Origin of the sequence: Bradyrhizobium jicamae, from assembly GCF_018130215.1 — a bacterium.
Classification (GTDB): Bacteria; Pseudomonadota; Alphaproteobacteria; order Rhizobiales; family Xanthobacteraceae; genus Bradyrhizobium; species Bradyrhizobium jicamae_A.
Window position 1 is genome coordinate 1 of record NZ_JAFCKQ010000063.1, and the last position, 17220, is coordinate 17220.

General features: G+C 62.0%; 19 protein-coding genes and 2 pseudogenes. 10 read left to right on the forward strand and 11 right to left on the reverse strand.

Annotated elements, in window-relative coordinates; all coding sequences use genetic code 11:
- Window positions 1-148: 148 nt before the first annotated feature.
- Both JQ586_RS41660 and JQ586_RS36525 read right to left on the reverse strand, forming a co-directional pair.
- On the reverse strand, window positions 149-448 hold the full coding sequence (locus JQ586_RS41660) for a transposase (RefSeq protein WP_212399491.1): 300 nt from the start codon (window positions 446-448) through the stop codon (window positions 149-151).
- A complete protein-coding gene (locus tag JQ586_RS36525) occupies window positions 346-1596 on the reverse strand; it encodes a transposase (RefSeq protein ID WP_212399492.1) in 1251 nt (416 codons plus the stop codon). The genes JQ586_RS41660 and JQ586_RS36525 overlap by 103 nt, the downstream gene beginning before the upstream one ends.
- A gap of 424 nt (window positions 1597-2020) precedes the next feature.
- Between JQ586_RS36525 and JQ586_RS41390 the strand changes: the two genes are divergently transcribed.
- From JQ586_RS41390 to JQ586_RS36540, 3 genes are all read left to right on the forward strand, one after another.
- Entirely contained in the window at window positions 2021-2311 is a 291-nt protein-coding gene (locus tag JQ586_RS41390; protein WP_312017065.1) for a hypothetical protein, read from the forward strand.
- 158 nt (window positions 2312-2469) lie between these two features.
- Window positions 2470-2634, forward strand: a complete 165-nt coding sequence (locus JQ586_RS36535; protein WP_212399493.1) for a hypothetical protein — start codon at window positions 2470-2472, stop codon at window positions 2632-2634.
- 187 nt (window positions 2635-2821) lie between these two features.
- On the forward strand, window positions 2822-3142 hold the full coding sequence (locus tag JQ586_RS36540) for a DUF736 domain-containing protein (RefSeq protein ID WP_212399494.1): 321 nt from the start codon (window positions 2822-2824) through the stop codon (window positions 3140-3142).
- A 63-nt stretch (window positions 3143-3205) separates the two neighbouring features.
- On the opposite strand, the gene JQ586_RS36545 is transcribed toward JQ586_RS36540, so the two are convergent.
- Entirely contained in the window at window positions 3206-3433 is a 228-nt protein-coding gene (locus JQ586_RS36545) for a helix-turn-helix domain-containing protein (protein WP_212399495.1), read from the reverse strand.
- Window positions 3434-3640: 207 nt separating this feature from the next.
- Between JQ586_RS36545 and JQ586_RS40890 the strand changes: the two genes are divergently transcribed.
- Both JQ586_RS40890 and JQ586_RS36550 read left to right on the forward strand, forming a co-directional pair.
- Window positions 3641-3913, forward strand: coding sequence for a DUF2285 domain-containing protein (locus tag JQ586_RS40890; protein WP_249148606.1), 273 nt, complete (start codon window positions 3641-3643; stop codon window positions 3911-3913).
- Between the two features lie 165 nt (window positions 3914-4078).
- Entirely contained in the window at window positions 4079-4273 is a 195-nt protein-coding gene (locus JQ586_RS36550) for a transcriptional regulator domain-containing protein (protein WP_212399496.1), read from the forward strand.
- Between the two features lie 229 nt (window positions 4274-4502).
- Here the strand turns inward: JQ586_RS36550 and tnpC (JQ586_RS36555) are convergent.
- From tnpC (JQ586_RS36555) to tnpA (JQ586_RS36580), 6 genes and pseudogenes are all read right to left on the reverse strand, one after another.
- Window positions 4503-5872 (reverse strand): annotated as a pseudogene (gene tnpC, locus JQ586_RS36555) (IS66 family transposase).
- Between the two features lie 81 nt (window positions 5873-5953).
- A complete protein-coding gene (tnpB, locus tag JQ586_RS36560; RefSeq protein ID WP_212399497.1) occupies window positions 5954-6307 on the reverse strand; it encodes an IS66 family insertion sequence element accessory protein TnpB in 354 nt (117 codons plus the stop codon).
- The gene (gene tnpA / locus JQ586_RS41395; protein ID WP_212399498.1) at window positions 6304-7200 is read right to left on the reverse strand and encodes an IS66-like element accessory protein TnpA; all 897 of its coding nucleotides are present in this window, start codon (window positions 7198-7200) and stop codon (window positions 6304-6306) included. The genes tnpB (JQ586_RS36560) and tnpA (JQ586_RS41395) overlap by 4 nt, the downstream gene beginning before the upstream one ends.
- A 115-nt stretch (window positions 7201-7315) precedes the next feature.
- Window positions 7316-8851: an IS66 family transposase gene (tnpC, locus tag JQ586_RS36570; RefSeq protein WP_212399499.1), complete on the reverse strand. Its 1536-nt coding sequence runs from the start codon at window positions 8849-8851 to the stop codon at window positions 7316-7318.
- Window positions 8852-8920: 69 nt separating this feature from the next.
- Window positions 8921-9274: an IS66 family insertion sequence element accessory protein TnpB gene (tnpB, locus tag JQ586_RS36575; protein WP_212399500.1), complete on the reverse strand. Its 354-nt coding sequence runs from the start codon at window positions 9272-9274 to the stop codon at window positions 8921-8923.
- Complete coding sequence (gene tnpA / locus JQ586_RS36580) at window positions 9271-10146, reverse strand: IS66 family insertion sequence element accessory protein TnpA (protein ID WP_212399501.1); 876 nt, start codon at window positions 10144-10146, stop codon at window positions 9271-9273. The genes tnpB (JQ586_RS36575) and tnpA (JQ586_RS36580) overlap by 4 nt, the downstream gene beginning before the upstream one ends.
- A 259-nt stretch (window positions 10147-10405) precedes the next feature.
- Between tnpA (JQ586_RS36580) and JQ586_RS36585 the strand changes: the two genes are divergently transcribed.
- The 5 genes and pseudogenes from JQ586_RS36585 (at window position 10406) to JQ586_RS41665 (ending at window position 15367) form a co-directional block, all read left to right on the forward strand.
- Window positions 10406-12169, forward strand: a complete 1764-nt coding sequence (locus tag JQ586_RS36585; protein ID WP_212399502.1) for a DUF3363 domain-containing protein — start codon at window positions 10406-10408, stop codon at window positions 12167-12169.
- A gap of 36 nt (window positions 12170-12205) precedes the next feature.
- A complete protein-coding gene (locus tag JQ586_RS36590) occupies window positions 12206-14194 on the forward strand; it encodes a conjugal transfer protein TraG (protein WP_212399503.1) in 1989 nt (662 codons plus the stop codon).
- A 6-nt stretch (window positions 14195-14200) separates the two neighbouring features.
- Window positions 14201-14626: a CopG family transcriptional regulator gene (locus JQ586_RS36595; protein ID WP_212399504.1), complete on the forward strand. Its 426-nt coding sequence runs from the start codon at window positions 14201-14203 to the stop codon at window positions 14624-14626.
- Between the two features lie 189 nt (window positions 14627-14815).
- Window positions 14816-15004 (forward strand): annotated as a pseudogene (locus JQ586_RS36600) (P-type conjugative transfer ATPase TrbB); the annotation flags it as partial.
- A gap of 42 nt (window positions 15005-15046) precedes the next feature.
- Window positions 15047-15367, forward strand: a complete 321-nt coding sequence (locus JQ586_RS41665) for a DUF2218 domain-containing protein (protein ID WP_212399505.1) — start codon at window positions 15047-15049, stop codon at window positions 15365-15367.
- Here the strand turns inward: JQ586_RS41665 and JQ586_RS36610 are convergent.
- Both JQ586_RS36610 and JQ586_RS41670 read right to left on the reverse strand, forming a co-directional pair.
- Window positions 15320-16417, reverse strand: coding sequence for a low specificity L-threonine aldolase (locus JQ586_RS36610; RefSeq protein WP_212399506.1), 1098 nt, complete (start codon window positions 16415-16417; stop codon window positions 15320-15322). The two genes, JQ586_RS41665 and JQ586_RS36610, sit on opposite strands and share 48 nt — an antisense overlap.
- Window positions 16418-16433: 16 nt before the next feature.
- Window positions 16434-16973: an ABC transporter permease gene (locus JQ586_RS41670; RefSeq protein WP_409411039.1), complete on the reverse strand. Its 540-nt coding sequence runs from the start codon at window positions 16971-16973 to the stop codon at window positions 16434-16436.
- Window positions 16974-17220: the final 247 nt, after the last annotated feature.

The window sequence follows — 17220 nt, forward strand, 5'->3', positions numbered from 1 at the left end:
GCACGGGAATCCAGGACAACCTTGCCGACAAGGCGAAGCGCCTCGGCATCCCCGTCTGGAGGTTTGGCGGCGCGTGACAGACTGTGTGGAAACGCGTCGGTGCTTCGCCAAACGAGGTGCCGACCCGTGCTGCCGAGTCGACGTCGCCTCAGCTTGGCTTTGCTCGGAGGTTGATGCTTCGGATCATGTTGAAGGCAAGTACCGAGAGCGCCATCTCTGTACTCGTCCCTACGATCCCGCGGGTCAGGAATCGCCCGGACATCATTCGTTTCATTGTACCGAACGGATGCTCGACCGAACATCGTCGCCGCCGCATCAATTCGGGAGCTGCGTCCACGCGGGCTTTCATACGGTCAAGAGCGTCTTCGTGTACATGGCGCGTGACTGTGCGATATTTGGCGGTCGTACAGCGAGTCTTGATGGCGCATTTCCTGCAATCCAGCGACATATAGAAGACACTGTGCGGGTGAGACCGAGGAGTACGAGCAAGTGTCCGGCTGCTGGGCAGGTGAAGCTGTCCAGCACGGCATCATAGATGAAGTCGGTGCTAGCGAATTTGTCACTGGCACTTCGATTATTCACTGAACGCTTCACTGGCACGCAGGCCGTAATATTGTCGGCCTCGCAAGCTGCTGCAGCATTTCCGTTGGAATATCCGGTGTCGGCGACAACAGTCAGGTCGTCGCGATTGAGCAGATCCATCACTGCTTTCGACATAGGGTGCAGCATTCGCACGTCGTTGACCTCGTCGGTCACGGCATGATGGACGACGATGCCGGTGTCGGCATCGACCGCAATCTGGATGTTGTAAGAGGGTGGCTTACCGCCTTGGCGGAATCCCATTGGCCGGGCGTCCAGCTCGCCGTCGACAACAAGGCTGCGATCATCCTGCTCAAGGTAATCCGCCAAGCGGTTCAACTCAGCGCGACGCGCCTTTAGCGCCGTAAGCGCGCCCGCGACCGACTCCTCTCCGTCGCCTGGGTCTGCGGCATCACCTTCGTCGAGTTCGGCTAGGTAGCGGGCGACGCGAGTATCGATCTTCGCAATTTCTTCGGCGATCCGCCGTTGGTCGAGCACCCTGTTCTGACTCGCAGCCGCACGGAACTTCGCACCGTCGATTGACACAAGCTTGGCGGCAAACAGTCCGTGGTCCCGGCAAAATAAGACGAAGGCGCGACAGGTACTTACGATAGCGGGGCCGTTGTCACGCCGGAAATCGGCTATGGTCTTGTGGTCGGGCGCAAGCCGTCGGACCAGCCACATGACCTCGACATTGCGCTTGCATTCGCGTTCGAGCCGCCGCGACGAGCGAACCTCGTTGAGATAGCCGTAGATGTAGAGCTTCAGGAGATCGCGGGGATCGTATCCAGGCCTACCGGTAGATGCTGGTGCGGCGCGTCCAAAGCCGAGTGCGCTGAAGTCGAGATCGTCGACGAAGGCATCGACGACCCTGACAGGAGCCGCGCGATCAACATAGTCATCAAGAACTGGTGGCAACAGCACGGCTTGGTCCCGATCATCACCAATGACATAAGCCATGACTGCTCCAGCAAAGAAGAATGCCACAGCATTACACTGCTTCTCTGGCGGCTTCATGAAGAAGGAGCTCCGCACGAGGACGGAGCTCTCGATGGTTTTCACACAGCCTGGTGAGCGCCGTCTTCCAGCCTGTAAACGACGAAGCGGAGTTGCATGCGTCGCAACCCCGCCTCCTTTTGGCTTCATATCCAGAGTCGCGCCGTGGTGGCGGAAGGCGCGATTGGTAGATCTATGCAAGTTGAGCCACCCATGCTCCCCCTTGGGCTCATTCTCAACGCACTCGGAATCGGTTTGTTCTGCTGGGCGATCTTCGCGCTCGCAGTGTATGCCCTGCCGCTTTTTTCGTCGCACTGAATGTCGAGGTGAGACGGCGCTTCAGAGCGGCGCCAGCGTTGCCGGCGCGCTACTTATCGGAACGGCCGGTGGGGCACCGACGCTGGTCTTTGGTCAGGTCGCCGTCGCCGTTAGTCGGTCGTTGGCTTTGCGCATCGTGATCGCGACGGCATTCGCTGTTCCCACCGCCGCCGCCGGCTATCATGTGGTGTTCGTCCTGTCCCGGATCGGGGTGCCTTCGCCGGCTTGGCGTGAGGTCTTTGCTTGCCTGGGCGCGGTTTGCGTTGGCGTTACGGCGTGGATGCGCCGGACCGTTTTTGCGGAGACCCGCCCGCTCGAACCGGGTGGGATGATGCAGAATCCATCCCGGCCAATTCTTACGCGCGCTACGCGCGAGGGGTCACCGCTCACCGCCTTCGTCGTCGAAAAGTTCGCGTAGACGGGGGCGTTGAACGGGGTCCGATCGGGCCTGAGTGAGGACGGGCACTTCCTCTCTCGGAGTGCCTCGACCAAGCCGCCGCCGTTTCAGTCCGATCCACATTGCTGCGGTAGTGCGGCGTGCCGCTCCTTTCATTCGCTCGGAGACGATACCGCCCTTTGCAGCAGATTGTTTCTCTTTCTGCGCCAGATCATTTCGACATCTTGTTCGGCACAACCGAGATACGCCACGTCTTCTCCCGAGATTGCGGTTCAGCACGCGACGCACGTGGCCTCTTTGATGGCTTGATCTGGCCGAAGACCGGCTTCGCCTCGATCGTCTGAGCCGCAACGCCGTTGATGCGACTTTCTTCCCCTGGGCTACGCCCATTCCTCGCGAGACAAGAAAGTCGCCACAACGACGTCCGCTGCGCTGCGGCCCGCGAGCGGGTGCGTCGCCAATCGTCCTCGGCCCTAGATCGCCATCGAGGCCGCGGTGGTCGCGGGCTCGAAACACAACAGGAGAAGTGACATGGCTAACATCGGTTCTTTCAAGAAAGTCGGCAACGATTTCCAGGGCGAGATCGTCACCCTGAACCTGCAAGCCAGGGGCGTCCGTATCGTCGCCGAAGCCAACCGGTCCAACGATAACGCCCCCAGCCACCGCATCTACGTTGGCCGGGCCGAGATCGGGGCCGCCTGGTCGAAGCGCTCCGAGGAGGGTCGCGACTACCTCTCGCTCAAGCTCGACGATCCCTCCTTCAACGTTCCGATCTACGCGAACCTGTTCGATGACGAAGGCGGCGAGGGCTACACCTTGCTCTGGTCGCGCCCCCGCAAGAACGGCGAATAAGCTCGCTCCACTAAGCTCCGTCCGGTCCGCCGGGCGGGGCGCTTCGCGGCTCGCCTGAGGCGCTTACGATTTGCTAACCCGTGCAACCCTTTTGAGCAGGTCTCCCGGTTCGACCCCCAATGCTTCAGCAATTTGCCCGAGCACGGTGACGCTTGCTGACACATCGCTGCGCTCGATGGCGCCGACGTAACGGGCGCTTAAACCCGCGCGCTCGGCCAGCTCCTCCTGCGTCATTTGTAGATCGTGGCGTTTCCGACGCAGGTTCACAGCCATGATCTCTTTGAGATCCATGGCAACATGGGAACTGAGCTGGAACGATCGTTCTAGGAACGATCGTTCCTATTCGTATTCCGACATGCTATCGTCTAGGCGATGCTATTGGCGCGGTCGAACTTGGTCGCCGATTTGTCGACCGAATCTCTAGGATTCCAACGGGCAACGAAGGTCTGGATTGCGACCACCACAGCGTAGCTTCTTGACGTCCTAAAAGCGGGTATGATGCAGAAACCATCCCTCGATCCACACGTGGCGGATAATGCGCCGAACGAGCCGGCGCTGACGGCCTATGACGAACAGCATGTCGTTACGTACATTCGCCTTCTGCAGGCGGAGGGCGAGGGGGCGGACTGGCGCGAAGTGGCTCGAGTGGTCTTGCATATGGACCCAGAGCGAGAGCCGGACCGTGCGCGGAGCGCATATCAGAGTCATCTAGCGCGCGCCAAATGGGTGACTGAGCAGGGCCGCCTTTTAGGCGGCACCGGCTCGAAATAGAAGAAAATTGCCGACCTGTGGCTTGCAGGCAGAACTATTTTCTTTTGCTAACCGGTGGTCACTCCGGTGCATCACGTGGTGCCAAATTAGGGGCTTCCTACAACCGCTTCGTTTATATCTATTGCGCTGCAATCTTTGTTAGCTACGTGCAATGGGGCGGAAGCAATGCCTGAATTCGACTGGCGGTCGCCGGAATCCTACAAGAGCCTACAAGGCGCCAAAATCACCGACATCGCCTGGGAATGTCTTCGCCGTAACGCAGACTATCGACGCGAATATGAGGTGATGATCGCTAGCAGCCCTGACGGCGAAGTGACTGCGGATTTCAGGAGGAGATGGGGCATCTGCTTTCGCTCATGACCCGCAGAGGTCCTTTGACAAGCAGACGATCTTTTGGGCACCTGAAGTGTTAGCGGCGGTCGTTCCGGTCACGGTTGCCTCGACCGCCGACCGCAGTGTGCCGCCTCAGCCATTGCTTGACCTATCAGCTAGTCAGGTGCGCCGCGCCCCTGACGGTTGGCATGCTGTGCTACGCATCGGGGCGCCGGACCATCGCATCTGGGTATGCGTCCGGCCGCTGCACGTGGCATCAGGTCTTGACAAGATCGGTCAGTTTCCTGCTCCACGGCAGCAATTCGTCGATACGGTTGACGGGATGTCCGTCGATCATCCGCTGCAGCACATCGCGCAGGTAGGCGTAAGGCTCGACGCCGTTGAGCTTGCAAGTCGCAATCAACGAACAGACGACCGCCCAGCGGTGCCCACCGCCGTCGCTGCCGGCGAACAGGTGGTTTTTCCGGCCAAGCGCGACGGGTCGGATTGCGCGTTCGACTGGATTGGTGTCGAGCTCGACGCGGCCCTCGTGCAGGAAGCGCGTCAACCCATGCCAGCGCGAGAGCGCGTAGCGGATTGCTTCGGCGAGGGTGCTCCGGCCCGACACGACCCGGAGCTGCGCATCGAGCCAAACATTCAGAGCGGCAGCGATTGGCTTGGAGAACGTCCTGCGTTCGGCAAGCCGGTCAGCGGGCGATTGTCCGCGGATACGCGCTTCGATCGCATAGAGTTCGCCGATCCGGCGCAAGGCGTCTGCTGCCACGGCGGATCCCGTCGCCTCGGCTACGTCATAGAACTTGCGCCGCGCGTGGCTCCAGCACGCGGCGAGAGTGATGCCCTCCTTGTCGGCCAGCTGCTCGAAGCCGACGTATCCGTCGACGTGCAGGATGCCTCTGAAGTCCGCGAGATGCGCGACGGGACGCTCGGCTTTGCGATCCGGGGCGAACAAATAGATTGCAGCCGGAGGCTCAGGTCCACCCCATGGCCGCTGGTCGCGGGCATAGACCCAGAGCCGCGCCGTCTTGGTTCGTCCGCGGCCGGGATCGAGCACGGGGATCGGCGTGTCGTCGGCAAACAGATGGTCGGACGCGAACACGTTCTTGCACAGCCGTCCGTGCAACGCCTCGAGCCACCAGCATGCGCCGCCGACCCAGCCGGCAAGCGTCGAACGACAGAGATCGACGTCGTGGCGAGCAAAGATCTGAGACTGCCGATAGAGCGGAAGGTGGTCGCAGTACTTGCTGATCAACACGTGCGCGAGCAGCGCCGGCGTTGCAAGGCCGCCGGCTATCACCCGCTCCGGCGCGGCCGCTTGCATCAGCTTGCTGCAGCCTCGTCCGGCAGAGCCCGGTGTCGTGGTTGCGTCGTCGGAGCTTCGGAGAGGACCGTGGGCTGACCTTCCAGAACGCGGGCAATGTCGCTGTCGACGTCTTCCAGGCCGAGCGCGAGCTGGTCGGGGTTAATGCGCTCGGAGCTGCGCCCGAACTGCATTCGCTGCAGCTGTTTGATGATAGATTTGAGGCGCTCGATCTCGGTGTCGCGGTGATCAATGGCGGCGGCGATGTCGCGCACCAGACGCTGCAGAAGCTCAGCATCGGATGGGAGATTGTTGAGATCGAGCTGCATGTCCGATGGTACTCGAGCACGCTGATTCGCAGAAGAATCGCTGCTCAGCTCGACACTGCTTATTGCACGCCGACTTTCAATTCAGCCTGCGATCGCGGGCTTCCAAATACGTTCCGGAGCACGCCAATCGATGCCTTCGATCAACATCGCAAGCTGTGCCGGTGTGAGCGTGATCGAGCCATCATAGCCCGCCATCACCGGCCACACGAAGCCGCCCTGGTCGATGCGTTTGGTGAACAGGCAAAGCCCGTTGCCGTCCCAGAACAGGACCTTCAGCACCGATGCCTTCTTGCCGCGGAAGGCAAAGAGATGACCAGAGAACGGATCCTTCTTCAACACGTCCTGGACCAGCATCGCGAGCCCGTCCATGCCTTTGCGCATGTCGGTGTAACCCAACGCCAGGTGCACCTTGACGCCCGCCGGAACGAACATCATGGCGCCATCTCTCCACTTTCGATCTGTGCTCGCACCGCATCCGGATCGCTGCCGATTGGAGCAAAGACGCGGCGTCCATCGGCGAGGTCGACGGCCACCATGCCCGCTGGCGGTTGCACAAGGTCCCGCGGCAGGCGCGCCGGCCCCGCGTCATCCAGGAGTGCAACGGGCGCAAACTCATCGCGCTTTTTTTGCCCGATGCCAAACTGTACGCGCCAGCGGAACAGCAGCCCGGCGACGATCCCGTGCTTGCGCGCGACGGCGGATACTTTGGCGCCCGGCTGCTCGGTTTCCTTCGCGATCGTCAGCTTCTCCTCGTCGCTGAAGAAGTGCCGGATGGGGGCGGCAGGCGCCGCCGGATCGCCGATTTCCGCGGCTGTCAAGCTATCTTCGGGAGTTGAGTTCCTGGCACTAGTGCTAACGGCCGGGCGGGCGGAGGGATGAAGATGCGCGCGCCAGTCGATTGCGACTTCGCCGGCGGCCAATCGGTCACGCCATTTGCGCAGTGCGTAGGGCGACAGGGACAGCGCCGCAGCATATTCGCGTACGCCCATGCCGCTCCAGTTCATTGCTTCCACGTGCATCGCCCAGAACGCTTGCATGGCGCGATTGCGCACGTCCGTGGCCACGCCAAAGCGTCGTCGCCGACGTTTTCGCAGCCCTTTTTCTTGCTCTTCACGGCGCTGCTCGCGGAGCAATTCCGTCTGATATTTAGCGAGTTTACGTGCAGTGTCTTCGCCGACAAGCCGCTTCAGCCAACGCCGAAACGTATTCTCAGTGAGACGTTGCTGACGACAATATTTGCGGATCCCGAGGCCGCTTCGACGCCACGCTTCGACGTGAATCGACCACCACTCGCGTCGCGCTTTGTTCTGGAAGTGTTTCGGTCCCACCGGAGAATCTCCACAGCAGCAGAGAACCCGAAATGGAACGAGATCACACGAGGAGGAAGATGTGCAGAGACCGGACGGTTACCAGACGGTATGCGTCCGGATCTTGCACCTGAGCTCAGGTCTTGACAGGATGCTGAGCGTTCCAAGCCCACGGCAACAGTTCGTCGAGACGATTGATCGGGAGTCCGTCGACCATTCGCTGCAGCACGTCACGCAGGTATGCGTAAGGTTCGACGTCGTTGAGCTTGCACGTCTCGATCAGCGAACAGAGGATTGCCCATCGTTCCCCGCCGCCATCGCTGCCGGCAAAGAGGTGGTTCTTGCGACCGAGGGCCACGGGTCGGATCGCACGTTCGACAGGGTTCGTGTCGAGTTCGATGCGGCCGTCATGCAGGAAGTGGGTCAATCCATCCCAGCGCGACAGCGCATACCGGATCGCTTCGGCAAGATTGCCGCGGCCCGGCAGTTGCGGGAGCTGCGCCTCGAGCCAAAGGCGAAGGCTGTCAACGATCGGCTTGGCGAGTGCGCGCCGCGTAGCCAGCCGATGCGCCGGCGATTGGCCACGCACCTGCGCTTCGACGGCGTAGAGGCTGGCGATGCGGCGCAGAGCCTCGTGGGCGATGGGTGTGTCCTCGGCTTGCGCGACGTCGTAGAACTTGCGCCTGGTGTGCGCCCAGCATGCGGCGAGAATGATGTTTCCGGCGCCGGTCAGCCGCTCGAATCCCGCGTAGCCGTCGACGTGCAGAACGCCCTTAAAGTGCGTCAGATGCGCTGCCGGGCGCTCCGCTTTACGGTCGGGCGCGAACACATAGACCGCAGCCGGCGGCTCAGGCCCAGCCCAACTCCGTTGATCGCGGGCATACACCCACAGCCGTCCAGTCTTGGTGCGCCCGCGGCCCGGATCAAGCACCGGGATTGGCGTGTCGTCGGCGAACAGGTGATCCGACGCGAGCATGTGCTCGCACAGCCGAGCGTGCAGGGCGGCAAACCACCAGCACGCGCCGCCGACCCATCCGGCCAATGTCGAGCGCTCCAGTTCGACGCCATGGCGAGCAAAAATCTGCGCCTGTCGATAGAGAGGTGTGTGGTCGCAATATTTGCTGACCAGCACATGCGCGAGCATCGCTGGCGTGGCCAAACCACCGGCGATCGGTCGTTCGGGCGCCGGCGCCTGGGTGATCGTTCCGCAGCTGCGGCAGGCATATTTCGGGCGGCAGACGCGCACCACGCGGAACTGTGCTGGCACCCAGTCCAGCATCTCGCTGACGCTCTCGCCGATCGCATGCAGCGCGCCGCCGCAGCACGCACATCTCTCACTATCGACGTTGAGCACGATCTCTTCGCGGGGCAGATGGTCCGGCAGCGGCTTGCGCTTTGGCTGCAGCTTCTGCGTCGATGCGGACGCATCCCGCGAGACTTGATCCGCCTCGACAGCCGACAGATCGATGTCCAGGTCTTCAAATCCAAGGGCGAGTTGATCGGCGTCGAGACGCTCGGAACGACGCCCAAATTGTGCACGCTGAAGCTGTTTGATGATTGCTTGGAGCCGCTGGATCTCGCCGTTCCGATGCGCGATGACCGAGGCAATGTCGCGCACCAGGCGATGCAGAAGCGCAGTATCCGACGGCAGATTGTCGAGGTCGAGCTGCATGACCGATTCTACTCGGACACACCGATTCGACGAAGTAACTTCGCTATGTTCTATGCGGGTTTTTGCGATTCAACCCGCGATGGCCGGGCGCCATCGACGCTCAGGCGTGCGCCAATCGATGCCTTCGATCAGCATGGCAAGCTGTGCCGGGGACAGCGTCACCGTGCCGCCCGGATCGCTCATCCTCGGCCAAATGAAGCCGCCCTGGTCGAGCCGCTTGCTGAACAGGCAAAGCCCGTTGCCGTCCCAAAACAGGATCTTCAGCGTGCATGCCTTCTTGCCTCGGAAGGCAAACAGATGGCCGGAGAATGGATCCTTCTTGAGATGTTCCTGGACGAGCCCAGCGAGACCATCCAGGCCCTTCCGCATGTCGGTATACCCCAAAGCCAGATGCACCTTTACGCCGGCCGGCACGATCATCATCGGGCTGTCTCCTGCTCAATGACGTGGCGCCGGACTGCATCCGGATCGCTGTCGATCGGTGCGAAGACGCGACGCCCATCGTCCAATTCGACAACCGCCATGCCGTCGGGCGGCTGCAACAGATCGTTCAGAACCAGCGTTGCGGATTGCGTTCCGGTGACCCTCACGGCCGCTAGCTTCGCCGGTAGGCGCTTGCTGAAGCCGTGTTGTACCCGCCATCGGAACAGCATGCTGGTGACGATGCCATGGCGGCGACAGATCTCGGCGGCGGTCGCGCCGGGGAGTTCGGACTCGGCCACAATTGCCAGCTTTTGCTCGTCACTTAGGCGACGCCGGCTGGCGCGAGGTTCATTCGGCGGATCACCGATCGGATATGCTGTCAAGCGCTGCTTGGCCGCTGCGCCCTTAGCAGCGCTGCTTAAACCGCTGCTTATTTGTGGGAGGGCGCTCGGATGAACGTGCGTCCGCCAGTCGATTTCAACCTCATTGGCGTCGATCAGATCGCGCCATCGGCGCAAGCTGTACCGCGATATGCCGTGCGCCCAAGCATAGGCTTGCAGGCCCATGCCGCTCCAATTCATCGCCTCGACATGCATCGCCCAGTAGGCCTGAACCGCCTTCGAGCGGATGCCGGTCGACAGCCGAATGCGTCGCTTGCGGTGACATTGTCGTCGTTCCTCGCGCTGCAATTCCGCCTGTGCTTGCAAGGCTTTTGCATCGGCGAGCACATTCAGCCAACGCCGGAACGTGTTCTCGCTGAGACGATGTTGGCGGCAATATTTTCGGATCCCGAGACCGCTTCTGCGCCACGCCTCGACGTGAATCGACCACCACTCACGCCTGGCCTTGTTCTCGAAGTGTTTCGGACCCACCGGAGAATCTCCAATGCAGCAGAGAACCCGATATGGAACGACAATGTACTCCTCGGAAGTGTGCAAGGACCGGACGCTTACCAGACGACCGGATTTGGCGAGATAAAAGGGGCTCGCCGGTTGAACCGCAAGCCATTGGCATGGCTTGGGTTCTACCGTGCCGGTCGGTCGGGGCGCGTGCCGCGCCTTGCATTTTGAACAATGCAATCAAGGACAGTTTCAGCACTGTAGGCGCTTTCGCTCGTTTGGAGGCCCGGCTGTGACTGCAGGCGACAGCGAACTGCGTATTCGGCCTGGGCGCATCCGTAGTACTCGCGCGCGGAGGCCCAAAAGCTTCATCAATCAGGTGCTACGGGCGGCGAAGAAAGCAGGACACACCTCGGGTCAGACCGTGGCCGGCAGGCGTTCGACGGCCCATGGGCGCTCGACGTTTGGCCGCGGGCGCCTCGCCTTTAGCCGGGCCAGATTGTTCAGCCCGGCGCGGCGCGTCGTGGTGAAGGCGCGCGTGGTTCGTCACAAAGGGCGAGCCTTCCGTTCAGCACCACTGACCACCCACCTCTCATATCTGAAGCGCGACGGCGTGACCCGGACTGGTGAACGGGCCGAGATGTTCGATGAGGGCTGCGACCGCGCCGATAGCGCGGCTTTCGCGGAACGGTGCAAGGGCGACCGGCATCATTTCAGGTTCATCGTCTCGCCGGAGGACGCCGGTGACATGACAGACCTAAGAGCCTTCACCCGCGACCTCGCCAGGCAGATGGAGACTGATCTCGGCACGCGGCTCGACTGGGTTGCTGTCGATCAATGGAATACCGACAACCCTCACGTCCACCTTCTCGTTCGGGGCGTAGATGAGGAAGGCGCGGACCTCGTGATCTCCCGCGACTACATCAGCCAGGGCCTGCGCTCACGCGCCGAGGAACTGGTCGCCATCGAACTGGGTCCTAAGCCGGAGCACGAGATCTGCAATTCGTTGGAGAGGGAAGTCACGGCAGAACGATGGACGCGGCTCGATCGGGAGATCCGACTGGCCGCCGATGAGACCGGCTCTGTCGATCTTCGCCCAGAGAACCCCGGCCAGTCCGATCCCGAGATCCGGCGCCTGATGATCGGTCGCCTTCAACATTTGGAGAAGATGGGCCTTGCCGCACCCGCCGCACCAGGGGAGTGGATGGTCGGGCTCGAGGCCGAGCGCAGCTTGCGCGACCTCGGCATGCGCGGCGACATCATCAAGACCATGCACCGTGCATTCACCGAGCGTGGGGAAGCGCGCGGCGTCGCCGACTTCGTTATCGAAGGTGGACAGCCGTTATCCCAGATCATCGGACGACTGGTCGACCGTGGATTGCATGACGAACTGACCGGAGAGGCCTACGCCCTGATCGACGGAACAGACGGACGGGCGCACCACGTGCGCTTCCGAGGGGTCGAGGCCTTCGAACAGGCGCCACCGGTCGGCGGCATCGTCGAAGTCCGACGCTTCGGTCAAGCCGGCGATCCGCGGCCAACCATCGTGCTCGCAACCCGTTCCGATCTCGATCTTGGTGGCCAGATCACGGCACGAGGAGCAACCTGGCTCGATCATAGACTGGTTGAAAGCGACCCCATGCCGCTCGCCATGGGCGGATTCGGTCGCGAGACCCGTGACGCCATGGAAGCTCGCGCCGAGCATCTGATCCAGCAGGGTCTGGCGCGGCGGCAGGGCCAACGTATCATCTTGCAGCGCGACCTCCTGAATACATTGCGCCGACGGGAACTGGACGAGGTGGCCGCAAGGATCTCGGGCGACACCGGCTTGCCTCATGTGAACGCTGCCTCCGGGGAGCACGTAGCGGGGACATATCGCCAGCGGCTGACGCTCGCCTCGGGACGCTTCGCCATGATCGATAATGGGCTCGGCTTCCAACTTGTGCCCTGGTCGCGCGAACTCGAAAGGAGGCTCGGCCAACACGTCACCGGCATCGTGAAGGACGCCGGTGGCATCGAATGGGGCTTTGGTCGGAAACGCGACCTCGGCCTCTAGCTATCTCGCCAATTCAGTTGCGGAAGGGTGTTCGGGATGTCCGGAACCAAGATCCTCTGGGGACAGGTGATCGTTGTCGGCCTGATTGTTTTGCTAGCCATATGGGGAGCAACCGAGTGGACGGCCTGGCGGCTCGCCTGGCAACCGGAGCTTGGGCGACCCTGGTTCGCGCTGTTGGGCTTCAAGATCTATTACCCGCCAGTCTTCTTCTGGTGGTGGTTCGTCTACGACGCCTATGCGCCTCAGGTCTTTGTGGAGGGTGCCTTCATCGCGGCGTCGGGGACCTTCGTTTCGATCGCGGCGGCGATCGCCATGTCGGTCTGGCGAGCGCGCGAAGCAAACAACGTCGAGACCTATGGTTCCGCGCGTTGGGCTGATGCGGAAGAGGTTCGAGCAGCCGGACTTCTCGGCCCGGATGGTGTGGTGCTGGGCAAGCTCGACCAAGACTATCTCCGCCATGACGGACCGGAGCACGTCTTGTGTTTTGCGCCCACCCGGTCAGGAAAGGGTGTCGGTCTCGTGGTTCCGTCGTTGCTGGCCTGGCCCGGCTCGGCCATCGTTCACGACATCAAAGGCGAGAACTGGCAACTGACCGCGGGCTTCCGCTCGCGGCATGGCCGCGTCCTCTTGTTTGATCCGACCAACCCAAAATCCTCAGCCTACAATCCGCTCCTCGAAGTCCGACGCGGAGAATGGGAGGTTCGCGATGTGCAGAATGTCGCCGACGTCCTGGTCGACCCCGAGGGCTCCCTCGACAAGCGGAACCATTGGGAGAAAACCAGTCATTCGCTCCTGGTCGGCGCCATTCTCCACGTGCTCTATGCCGAGTCTGATAAGACCTTGGCCGGGGTCGCAGCTTTCCTCTCTGACCCGAGGCGAGCGATCGAAGCCACATTAAGGGCGATGATGACGACGCCGCACCTTGGCGAGCAGGGCGCCCATCCCGTGGTCGCCTCGACCGCGCGCGAACTTCTCAACAAATCGGAAAATGAACGTTCCGGCGTCCTATCCACCGCGATGTCGTTTCTCGGGCTCTACCGCGATCCCGTCGTGGCCCAGGTGACCTGTCGCTGCGACTGGCGGATCGCTAATCTGATCGCAGATAGCCGCCCGACGACGCTCTATCTCGTGGTGCCGCCATCTGATATCTCACGGACCAAGCCGTTGATCCGTCTCGTGCTGAACCAGATTGGTCGGCGCCTGACCGAGGATCTGCACGCCCGCGACCGCCGCCATCGAGTGCTGATGATGCTCGACGAGTTCCCAGCCCTGGGCCGGCTTGATTTCTTCGAGTCCGCGCTTGCCTTCATGGCGGGGTACGGCATCAAGAGTTTCTTGATCGCGCAGTCGCTCAATCAGATCGAGAAGGCCTACGGGTCCAACAACGCCATCCTCGACAACTGCCACGTCCGGGTCAGCTTCGCGACCAACGACGAGCGCACCGCCAAGCGGGTGTCCGACGCGCTGGGCACGGCGACCGAGATGCGGGCGATGAAGAACTATGCCGGCCATAGATTGAACCCGTGGCTGGGGCACCTGATGGTCTCACGGCAGGAGATTGCGAGGCCGCTGCTGACCCCGGGCGAGGTCATGCAACTTCCGCCGATGGACGAGATCGTCATGGTGGCCGGCGCACCGCCGATCCGGGCGAAGAAGGTCCGCTACTACGAGGATCGGCGGTTCGCCGAGCGGGTTCTGCCACCGCCCGATCCGGCGAAGGCCGGCCGATCATCGCGAACGGACGGATGGTCAGCGCTCGAAAAGCCGAAACCGACGGGAGGTCCAACTGACAAAGCCGCGGAGGCCGAGGAAGACACGGCGAACAGCGGAATCCGTCGTGAGCCGGAACTCCCCGATCACGTCGCGATCGTCAAGGAAACAAACGAGCCTACGCCGGCCGAGGAATTTGTCGCTGTACTTGACGACGACGAGGACGCGGTCCGCCAGTCTCGACTTATGCGTCAGCAGATGCGCGGTATCGCCCGCCAAGCCGCCATGGACCCGAATGACGGTATGGAGCTCTGAGGCAATATGCGCGACCGAATGAACGTCTACTTCCCGCCAGAGCTTTTGAGGCAGATCTCGGATCTGGCCGATCGCAAGAAGCTTTCGCGGTCGGCTATCGTCGAAGCGGCCGTTGCTTCGTTTCTGTCACCGGACGGGACGGACAGGCGGGAGGCGGCGTTTACCCGGCGCCTGGATCGGCTGTCACGTCAGATACAGAGGCTGGAGCGTGACGTTGGTCTGACGGCTGAGACCTTGGCCCTCTTCATTCGTTTCTGGCTGACGATCACGCCGCCGTTGCCCAACGACGCGCAGGCGGCCGCACAAGCAAAGGGCAGGGAGCGCTTTGAAGGATTTATCGAGGCGCTCGGGCGCCGTATGCAAAAGGGGCAGAGCTTTCTGCGCGAGATTCCAGAAGACGTCGTCCGTCAAGCCCCAGTCAACGAGACCTAACCGCCATCGCGCCGATCCTTCCTTTCTCCACGCTCGCCTACGATTACCAAAGCCGTTTGTTGCGCCAGGTCTATTGGTGCCTTTTCTAGTCATCCCGATCTGAGGACGCTCGTTGGACGTCCTCATTCGGTGGGGGCGACGGTGGCAATCCATTCCATTCAATCGAAAGCGAATTCGCGCGGTGCGCGAATGCTGCGCAGCGCGCTTGACACGGCGATTGTCGGCGACCTCGAAGACGAAGCGATCATCGAGGTGATGCTCAACCCGGATGGGCGGCTGTGGACCGACCGGTTGTCGAATGGCCTGATCGATACAGGCGAAACTCCGTCCGCGGCGGATGGCGAGCGTATTGTTGGCCTGGTCGCGCATCACATCGGCGGACCGGCGAGCGTTTCGAAGGCCTCCTGCGTCGCTTGATGAATGGGTCGATCGGCCAAGATCAATACCACCCACGCTGAAGCGTATTTGGTTCAACTCGCCACGCACTGGAGCCATCGGTTTCCGGATCTGACGTGGAACGAGACGCGGGCCGAGATTCCATTCGCAGCGGGACCGTGCACTGTTTCGTCCGAAAAGAATGTTTTGACGATCGCACCCGCACTTCGCTATTCCGAATGTGATCTAGACGTCACCTGGAACGAGGAAATGATCCTATCGCACCTCCCTCAACTGAAACGCTCGAGCTCGCAACGGCTACTTCTGGCGGGAAGTGGCCGATGTTGTCACACCAACCGTCGCTGATCCCGCGACCGCGCGACGGACGAGGGCGATGACCTCGTCCGCCTCCTGTTCGGTGCTGTCAAAGCGGGCCACGAACCGGATCACCTCGTCGCCTCGTCGGGCGAATTGTAGCCCGTTCGCCGCGAGCCGGTTGATGGCCAATGCGGGCAGCCTGGCGAAAATCAAATTGGCTTCCACTGGAGCAACGAGCTGAACGTCAGGTAGCGCGGCGAGACCTGCTCCAAGGTAGGCAGCCACGGCATTGGCCTTTGCCGCGAGTCGCAGATAAAGGCGATCCTCGATATAGGCGAGCAGCTGTGCGGACGCATAACGCATCTTCGACGCGGTCTGCCCGGCACGACGAAGCCGATAGGATAGGGGTTCAACGAGGTCCTGGTCGAAGACCACGATCGCATCCGCTGACATCGTCCCGTTTTTGGTTGCCCCAAACGACAGGATGTCGACGCCCGCTCGCCAGGTCATGTCGGCAGGGCTGCAGCCGAGCCGCACCAACCCGTTGGCGAACCGGGCGCCATCCATGTGCAGCGACAGATTCTTGTCACGGGCGATTTCGCCGATCTCGGCGATCTCGGCGAGAGGGTAGACCGTCCCGTATTCACTGGCTTGAGTGATCGACACGGCGTCGGGCTGCGCGCGATTGCGTACTCCCCAAGCTGCCCCGGTGACCGCCTCGCGCAGGATTGGCGGCTCGATCCGAAAGTGCCGTCCGGGCAGCGTGAGGAGCTTCGCTCCACCTGTGAAGGCTTCGGTCGCGCCGCCTTCCGCCGTGTCGATATGTGCCTCTTTGTGGCAATAGATCGCGCCATAGGGCCGCACGCAGGTCGCGAGCGATAAAGCATTGGCAGCCGTACCGGTCGAGACTGGGAATACCGTGACCTCGGTCTCGAACAGCGTCGAGAAGCGCTGATTCAGCAACTTGGAATAATCGTCGTCGCCGTAAGCCGCGGCCGGGCCGCGATTGGCCTCCTCGATCGCTCGCATTATCTCAGGGCTGACCGGCGCGACGTTGTCGCTGCGGAAATTCGGGAGCGCTTGGGCTGCTTTGTTCATATCGTCCTCACCAGCGTTAGATCGCGGTTGTTTCGTGCTTGCTTATGCGTCGGTTGATCAGGAGCAACGGGATTGCGGTGACCAGGATGAGCACCGCGGCTGCGGCGGCCGCGAGTCCCGCGCCGGTGCCCTCGATGGCATGGTACATCACGACGGTCGTGGTGACCCAGCCGCTCGCGTAGAGCACGATGGTTGCGCTCAGCTCGGATGCCGCGGTGATCCAGACCAGCACCAGTCCGCCGACAAGGCCGCTCGCCATCAATGGCACTGTCAGGGTCGCGAAGGTTTTGCTCGGCGAGACCCCGAGATTGATCGAGGCTTCCTCGAGCGAGGGGTCGAGCTGATGCACGATTGCCGAGGCCGATCGGATCGCGAAGGGCAATTTGCGGACGACATAGGCGATGACCAGAATCAGCCAGCCGCCGGTCAAGATCAAAGCACCGCTGTTGAACGCGATGATGAGCCCGATCGCCAGGATCGTGCCGGAGACCGCAAACGGCATCATGCCGACGAAATCGAGCAAGCCTGACAGGCGCGAGCGGTGCCGGGCCACCACGTAGCCGATCGGAGCGCCGATCAGCATGGTGGCGACGGCCGCGATGCTGGCGAGTGTCAGTGTATTGAGCAGCGGCCGATAGGAGCCCGACAACAGGGTCGCGTAATTGCCCAATCCGAGCTCCCAGGTCAGCACGGGCCCGTTGAAGTGCAGGACGGAGACCATCAACACGGCCGCAAAAGGCAGCAGCGAGGCAATCACAATGCCCCAACTCACGATCGCAGCCACCAGCCGCAGTCCAGGTGTC

Bases quoted from the DNA above. Each gene is read 5' to 3' on its own strand.
- JQ586_RS36540 (WP_212399494.1), top strand. From the start codon at position 2,822: ATGGCTAACATCGGTTCTTTCAAGAAAGTCGGCAACGATTTCCAGGGC.
- JQ586_RS36545 (WP_212399495.1), bottom strand. From the start codon at position 3,433: ATGGATCTCAAAGAGATCATGGCTGTGAACCTGCGTCGGAAACGCCAC.
- JQ586_RS41660 (WP_212399491.1), bottom strand. From the start codon at position 448: ATGTCGCTGGATTGCAGGAAATGCGCCATCAAGACTCGCTGTACGACC.
- tnpB (WP_212399497.1), bottom strand. From the start codon at position 6,307: ATGATGTTCGTTCCGGCGGGCGTCAAGGTGCACCTGGCGTTGGGTTAC.
- JQ586_RS41665 (WP_212399505.1), top strand. From the start codon at position 15,047: ATGGGTCGATCGGCCAAGATCAATACCACCCACGCTGAAGCGTATTTG.
- JQ586_RS36550 (WP_212399496.1), top strand. From the start codon at position 4,079: ATGCCTGAATTCGACTGGCGGTCGCCGGAATCCTACAAGAGCCTACAA.
- JQ586_RS36610 (WP_212399506.1), bottom strand. From the start codon at position 16,417: ATGAACAAAGCAGCCCAAGCGCTCCCGAATTTCCGCAGCGACAACGTC.
- JQ586_RS36525 (WP_212399492.1), bottom strand. From the start codon at position 1,596: ATGAAGCCGCCAGAGAAGCAGTGTAATGCTGTGGCATTCTTCTTTGCT.
- JQ586_RS40890 (WP_249148606.1), top strand. From the start codon at position 3,641: ATGCAGAAACCATCCCTCGATCCACACGTGGCGGATAATGCGCCGAAC.
- tnpB (WP_212399500.1), bottom strand. From the start codon at position 9,274: ATGATGATCGTGCCGGCCGGCGTAAAGGTGCATCTGGCTTTGGGGTAT.
- JQ586_RS36595 (WP_212399504.1), top strand. From the start codon at position 14,201: ATGCGCGACCGAATGAACGTCTACTTCCCGCCAGAGCTTTTGAGGCAG.
- JQ586_RS36590 (WP_212399503.1), top strand. From the start codon at position 12,206: ATGTCCGGAACCAAGATCCTCTGGGGACAGGTGATCGTTGTCGGCCTG.
- tnpC (WP_212399499.1), bottom strand. From the start codon at position 8,851: ATGCAGCTCGACCTCGACAATCTGCCGTCGGATACTGCGCTTCTGCAT.